The organism is Amycolatopsis sp. (assembly GCF_025464955.1).
Classification (GTDB): domain Bacteria; phylum Actinomycetota; class Actinomycetes; order Mycobacteriales; family Pseudonocardiaceae; genus Amycolatopsis.
Window position 1 is genome coordinate 1 of the sequence record NZ_JAODNM010000082.1, and the last position, 5,854, is coordinate 5,854.

At 68.4% G+C, this 5,854-nt stretch carries 8 protein-coding genes and 1 pseudogene; 1 reads left to right on the forward strand and 8 read right to left on the reverse strand.

Features of this window, described 5'->3' with window-relative positions; all coding sequences use genetic code 11:
• The 3 genes from JWQ81_RS18570 to JWQ81_RS18580 all read right to left on the reverse strand — a co-directional run.
• The coding region (locus JWQ81_RS18570) for an IS701 family transposase (protein ID WP_297543183.1) at window positions 1-1,227 on the reverse strand (1,227 nt) is incomplete at its 3' end.
• Between the two features lie 156 nt (window positions 1,228-1,383).
• The gene (locus JWQ81_RS18575) at window positions 1,384-2,274 is read right to left on the reverse strand and encodes an NmrA/HSCARG family protein (RefSeq protein ID WP_297543170.1); all 891 of its coding nucleotides are present in this window, start codon (window positions 2,272-2,274) and stop codon (window positions 1,384-1,386) included.
• A 119-nt stretch (window positions 2,275-2,393) separates the two neighbouring features.
• The gene (locus tag JWQ81_RS18580; RefSeq protein WP_297543172.1) at window positions 2,394-2,819 is read right to left on the reverse strand and encodes a MarR family transcriptional regulator; all 426 of its coding nucleotides are present in this window, start codon (window positions 2,817-2,819) and stop codon (window positions 2,394-2,396) included.
• A 214-nt stretch (window positions 2,820-3,033) separates the two neighbouring features.
• On the opposite strand from JWQ81_RS18580, the gene JWQ81_RS18585 reads away from it, so the two are divergent.
• A complete protein-coding gene (locus JWQ81_RS18585) occupies window positions 3,034-3,258 on the forward strand; it encodes a hypothetical protein (RefSeq protein ID WP_297543173.1) in 225 nt (74 codons plus the stop codon).
• A 65-nt stretch (window positions 3,259-3,323) separates the two neighbouring features.
• Here the strand turns inward: JWQ81_RS18585 and JWQ81_RS18590 are convergent, their stop codons facing one another.
• The 5 genes and pseudogenes from JWQ81_RS18590 to JWQ81_RS18610 all read right to left on the reverse strand — a co-directional run bounded on the left by JWQ81_RS18590 (window position 3,324) and on the right by JWQ81_RS18610 (window position 5,637).
• Window positions 3,324-3,584, reverse strand: a complete 261-nt coding sequence (locus JWQ81_RS18590; protein WP_297543175.1) for a Txe/YoeB family addiction module toxin — start codon at window positions 3,582-3,584, stop codon at window positions 3,324-3,326.
• Window positions 3,581-3,838 (reverse strand): type II toxin-antitoxin system Phd/YefM family antitoxin, encoded by a 258-nt coding sequence (locus JWQ81_RS18595; RefSeq protein WP_297543177.1) that lies wholly within the window; start codon window positions 3,836-3,838, stop codon window positions 3,581-3,583. The genes JWQ81_RS18590 and JWQ81_RS18595 overlap by 4 nt, the downstream gene beginning before the upstream one ends.
• A gap of 554 nt (window positions 3,839-4,392) precedes the next feature.
• A complete protein-coding gene (locus tag JWQ81_RS18600; protein WP_297543179.1) occupies window positions 4,393-4,869 on the reverse strand; it encodes a TrmO family methyltransferase in 477 nt (158 codons plus the stop codon).
• A gap of 110 nt (window positions 4,870-4,979) precedes the next feature.
• Window positions 4,980-5,183 (reverse strand): annotated as a pseudogene (locus JWQ81_RS18605) (transposase family protein); the annotation flags it as partial.
• Between the two features lie 211 nt (window positions 5,184-5,394).
• A complete protein-coding gene (locus JWQ81_RS18610) occupies window positions 5,395-5,637 on the reverse strand; it encodes a hypothetical protein (RefSeq protein WP_297543181.1) in 243 nt (80 codons plus the stop codon).
• Window positions 5,638-5,854: the final 217 nt, after the last annotated feature.

Genomic DNA, 5,854 nt, shown 5'->3' on the forward strand with positions numbered 1-5,854 from the left:
TTGACCGTGAGGTCCAGCAGGGAGCCGAGAACGACGGGGAGAACCTCCGCGTACTCCGCCCACAGTTCCGCCTCGGTGCGCCGGACGCGGGGCCGCTCCAAGCGCAGCGGCAGGAGCCGTTCCGCCAAGTCGGGCCGGGGGCCGGGCATTGTGCTCGTTCGCGGCGATGACCGCGAGCAGGGCGTGGGCGAGCATCGCGAACACCGTCCAGCGTTGCCAGGAGGTCCAGCGGCGGACCTGGTGCTCATCGAGTCCGGCCAGGCCCTTGCCGGCCTGGAAGGACTCCTCCACGGTCCAGCGGCGCCCAGCGACGCGGACCAGTTCACGCAGCGGCACCGGTTCCGGGCTGTAGCAGCGATAGAACGCCAGCTCCCCGGTGCCGCGGTGACGACGCACCAACAGCCACCAGCACTGGGTGTCGCCGCCATCCCCCGCGGACTCCACGGGTGGGAGCAGCGCAACCAGGGCCCAGTCGTAGTAGCGCTGGCCCTTCGCCCCGGCTCCGGCGGAGAGCCGCTGCCACGCTCGTTTCGGTAGGCGAGCGGTCAAGGTGTCGGCGCGGATGAGTCCGAACGCGGTCGGGACGCGGCGGTCGCAGCCGATGGCCAGGACGTAGCCGACCCGGCGGATCTCCAGTTCGCCCCGCAAGGCGGGGTCGGCGCCGTAGACCTCGTCCCCGGCGACCCACCGCGTCGGCACCCCCGCGTCCAAGGCGCGGCAGATCATGCCCGTGGCCAGCGCGGGCTTGGTCAGGAACTCGATGTCGGCGGGCACTCCCGCGTCGGCGCAGCGCTGGTCGTCGTCGGTCCAGGACCGCGGCAGGTAGAGCTCGCGGTCGATCATCGCGTGCCCCCGCGCACCGGCGTAGGTCAGATAGACCGCGACCTGGGCGTTCTCAATCCGTCCCGCGGTGCCGGTGTACTGGCGCTGGACCCCGACGGTGCACACGCCCTTCTTCAGGTCCCCGGTCTCGTCGACCACGAGGACCGCGTCGGTGTCGCCGAGGCTGGAGGTGACGTAGTCACGCAGGTCATCCCGGACTCCGTCGGTGTCCCAGCTGGCGCGCCCGAGGAGGTACTGCATGCCATGCGGGTCGGTGTCACCGGCGTGTTCGGCGATGCTCCAGCAGTTCTTGCGGGGCAGCTCAGCGAGCAGCCCGAGCAGGAACCGGCCGGCCCGGCGGCGGGTCTCGATCCGGGGGAACCTGGAGGCTATCCGGCCGAGCAGCCTGTCGGTCTCTGCCTGCCAGCGGTCGGACTCTACGCTGTGACCCACGGCCACCGCTTGATCATCTGATGTCGACACAACGGACGAGGATCAGGCGGTGACCGTGCCATGTCCGGGACCGCCACGCCGGCAAGATCACGGCCTACGGCTGGAGTATTAGGAACGGACCCGGTCCGCGGGCGCGGTCCAGCCGGTGGAGCGGATCCACTCGGCCAGGTCCCAGGTGGTCGGCTCGATCGCCCGCACCGCTGCGAGGTCCGACGGGTATTCGGACGCCTTGGCGAACTGGCGGAACATCGCCTTGTCGAGGTCGTTGCCGAGGACGCTCAGTGGCAGGGCCTCGTAGCGTGACGGTAGCCCGGCGCGCGCGCCGAACGCGGCGGCGATCTGGGGGCCCGTCGGCTCGTCGCCGATGACCTCGATGGCTCCGCCGGGCACGTCCGCGGTGTCGAGCAGGATCGCGGCGGCGACCTGACCGATGTCCTTGATCGAGATCATCTTCAGGGCGATGTCGTCCGGCAGCGGCAGCCTCAGCACGATCGTTCCGTCCTCCAGGCTCGGCGCCATCACGGTCGCGAAGTTCTCCATGAAGGCGGTCGGGCGAACCATCGTGGCCCTCAGGCCGGAAAGCTTCAGGTATTCTTCGATCCGGTGCTTCGAGTCGTGGTGCGGCACGCCCGTTTCGCGATCCGCTCCGAAGACCGAGTTGAACACGACGTGTGGCACGCGCGCCGCGGCCGCCGCATCGACGAGGGTGGTGCCCACTCGGACCTCCTCCTCGATCTCCTCGAGGCTGTTCGCCTCCGGGGTCATGAAGTAGAACGCATCGACCGCCTCCAGCGCGGCGACCGTTGACGCCGGGTCGTCGATCCGGACAGTCGACAGCTCGACGCCTCGGGCGGCCAGCGCCCGCGCCCGGTCGGACTCGGGGGTGCGGACGAGGGCCCGCACCCGCGCTCCTCGGGCCAGGAGCGCGTCGACGACCGCCCCGCCCTGCTGCCCCGTCGCACCGAAGACCGCGATCGCGCCGTTTTCCCGCGTGACCATGTCGTCACCTCTCGTTAGGTCATGCCATGAACCTCGACTAGTTCATGCCGTGAACCAGACTAGTTCATGCCGTGAACTTACGCCAGGCATGGGGGTGTCGAGGAGGACTGCGCGGTAGGTCAGGACGAGGTGGACGCCGAGACGCCTGACGCGTCCACGATGGCGGTGGCGAGGCGTTCGAGGTCGCGCTGGCCGTCGGCGTCGAGGTTCCCCGCGACATCGGGCAGGCGCTTGACGGTCTCGGCGAACACCGCCTCGGCGAGCACCTTCCCCGCGGGCGTCACGCCGAGCATGATGACCCGCCGGTCCTGCTCTGAACTCGCCCGGCTGACCAGGCCGCGCCGCTCGGTGCGGTCGACGAGTTGGCTCAGCGCGTTCTTGGTCATGCCGAGCGAGGCGGCGAGGTACGCCATCTGCCGCGGCTCGTCCTTGACCGCGCACAGCAGCGTGGCCTGTGAGGGCGTCAGGTCGTACTCGACGCAGATCTGCGCGTACCTGCGCTGGATCAGGACCGAGAGCCAGAAGAGCTTGTCGCCGTAGTCCATGCCCGCCGCCCCTCGTCTGGTGCCTAACACCTAGTCTACCGACGCCGACCGGCTTGCCCGACCGTCCAACCGACAGTGAAATCCGCCTTGCCTTGCCTGGCCTGGAGCGCCGCGACCCCTCCGCGAAGTCCTCGGCGCCTGGCAAATCCTGGTCGGACTCGACGAGCACCAGGTCCGCCGCTGGACCTCCTGGCGACGTTGGCCGGTGTTCGCGATGCTCGCCCACGCTCTGCTCGCCGTGATCGCCGCCCACGACGATGCCACACGACCGGCACCGGCCGGGTTGTTCGCGTTGACCTGCAACGAAGTTCAACGGCTGCTCACCAGCCTGAGTCCTGACACCCGCCCGCATCTTGGCCTGCCCCGGGGCCTGGTCCACCTGGCGCCGATGCCACCAACACTGAGCCCGCTCCGTGATCTTCCCTCTCAGTCCGTCTGAGCCCCTGTAGGGGCGACCGCTAGCCCAGTCCGCCGCTCTCCTTCGCCGGCGTGTGGCCGCCTGCATCAGTTCTCGTAGTGGTAGCGGCACTGTGCGATGAGAACCGAATCTTCGGTGACCTTGTAGATCAGTCGGTGCTCGTCATTGATGCGTCGCGACCAGTAGCCCTGGAACCCGTGCTTGAGGGGCTCAGGCTTGCCGATGCCTTCGTTGCCGTTTCGTTCGATGTCCAAGATCAGCGCATTGATGCGCTTCAGCAGCTTCCGGTCCTGGATCTGCCACCACCGGTAGTCCTCCCAGGCACGAGAGGCGAAGGTGATCTTCATTCGGCAGGTGTCAAATCGCGCACGGTCCCACCGCCGTTTTCCAGCTCCTCGATCGAGGCCAGTAGCCGCCTGGCATTGGCCGGACTGCGCAGCAGATACGCCGTTTCCTTGAGGGATTCGTAGTCCTCAAGAGAGACGATGACGACCGGATCGTGGCCGGCTCGGGTGATGACGACCTCTTCGCGGTCGTCATTCACGGAGTTGAGCACCTCGGCGTACCGCGCGCGAGACTCGGAGTACGTCATGGTCTTCATCGCTCTCCATTCCAGGTTGACGTACAAGAAACTGTACGTCGATCCTGTTGCTGAGGCAAGCGCACTCAGAGGAGGGCAGCGTGCCGGACAGGACACGGCGGCGCTCCCGGAACCCGACCACGGCACGCGAATAGTCGAAGTTGAGTGCCACGGAGAGGGTCTCCAATCGCCAGTGCTCACAGCCAGCTTGCCGCATCCACTGACAACACGTGCGCGCCGGATCTCAAACGACCGGTTCAATGTCCACTGCCGCAGCGGACGGCGTTGACGTCCGATCTCCCTGACCGAGGATCCGGTCAGGGAGATCGTCATAGCCCTTGCCTGTCGAAGTGGGCCAGAGGAGGCCGCCGATCTTGTCGGCGGTGTCCTGGAGGACGCGGCCGGTGAGGTGCGGTAGCGGCGGCGCATCCGGGCGGACTTTCCGGGCTCCCAGCCCATGATCGCGTCGACCACGGCGTCGGGGACACCGAGGATGAGCAGGACGGTGGCGGCGGTGTGACGGGCGTCGTGGAGGCGGCCGTCGCGGACGTTTGCCGCCACTTCGCGGCGGGGCCTCAGCTCTGCGGGGTGTCCCAATAGTCCGCGAGCATCTCGCCCGGCCAAGCGGGCTCGCGGACCTCGCCGCGCGGGCCCATCTCCGTGAAGTACGGGGCGAGGTCGTAGACGGGGCTCCCGTCGATCGCGTCCAGATCGGTGACGTGCAGGTCCAGGCCGTCGACCTTCAGCAGTCGGGGGAACGACTGGGCGAGCTGATTGGGCCGGCGGTGGTTGCGGTGGACGAACACCCCCGGTGGTCGGCCACTGGGGATTGTTGCGGGGCTGCGGGCGTGCAGGGCGACGTCGTCGGGGGAAGCCTTGTGGAAGTGCCAGACGACGAGCAGGTGGGAGAACTCCTCCAGACCCTGGACGACCTCCACGGGGAAGTCCGGGTTCAGGCGGATGATGGCTGTGCCGGTCCAGTGGTCGTCGGTGGGCTCGGTTCGTCCGCCGACCACGGTGGCGATGGGCTTGATCTCCAGCGACTTCGACATTGCGATCTGCGCTCCCCTTCGACCTGCGTGGCGACGGGGGTCAATCCACTCGGGCGAGATACGCGGCGGCCCGCGTGTCCAAGGCGGTGACTGCCGGGATGCCGCGATTAGGCGTGGGCGGTGGACTCGCTGATCCCGAACCCGGCAGCGATCTTCGCCAGGGTGATGGGTTCACGCAGGTACACCAGTGCCACCATCGCGCGTTGCGACGGGCGGAGCTTGCACCGCCGGTCGCCCTCACGGGTGACGATCAGTATGGCGACCCATTCCACGAGCGCGTGAGGTAGGTCGAATTCGGCAGGATAGATGACCAACGAGGCCCCCGAGCTGCGTGATCGAGACGTCAGACATCTCGATCAACAGCCCGGGGGCCTCGCTCGTTGCGCGTCACGAGCCATCACCCGATCGGTGGCTACCTCGAGGAAGCTCAGTCATCGACCAGGCCCGCGACCTCCCGCGGGCAAAGATCGATCACGGTCCCGCTACCCGGGCAGGGGTAGGCGCACGCCGTCGCCGGCGTCACCTTCACCAGCTGGTGGGGGTGAGGAGCTCGGTGGGGTGGGCCTGTGCCCAGTCGGCGAAGGTGCGCGCCGGGCGCTTCGTGACCGCGGTGACGTCGCTGGTCGGCTCGGCGCTCCACGGTTCCAGGGTGGAGCGGAATTGCTCGATGATGGCGCTCGCGAGATCCTCCGGCATGCCGTAGGACACCATCTGCGCGACCGAGCCGGCCGGGTCGGCCTCGGCGTAGCGAAGGTCGCGGCCCAGCACCTTGCTGAGGATGGCGACCTGGTCGGGGGGCTGAGCGGATCGGGGCCGGTGAGCTCGTAGATCCGGTGGTCGTGGCCGTCCTGGGTGAGACAGGCCGCGGCGACCGCCGCGATGTCCGCCGGGTCGACGACGGCGGCCCGGCCGACGGCGAACGGGGCGTACACGACCTGGTCGCCCGCGATCATTCCCGCCCAGTTGAGCGCGTTGGACATGAACG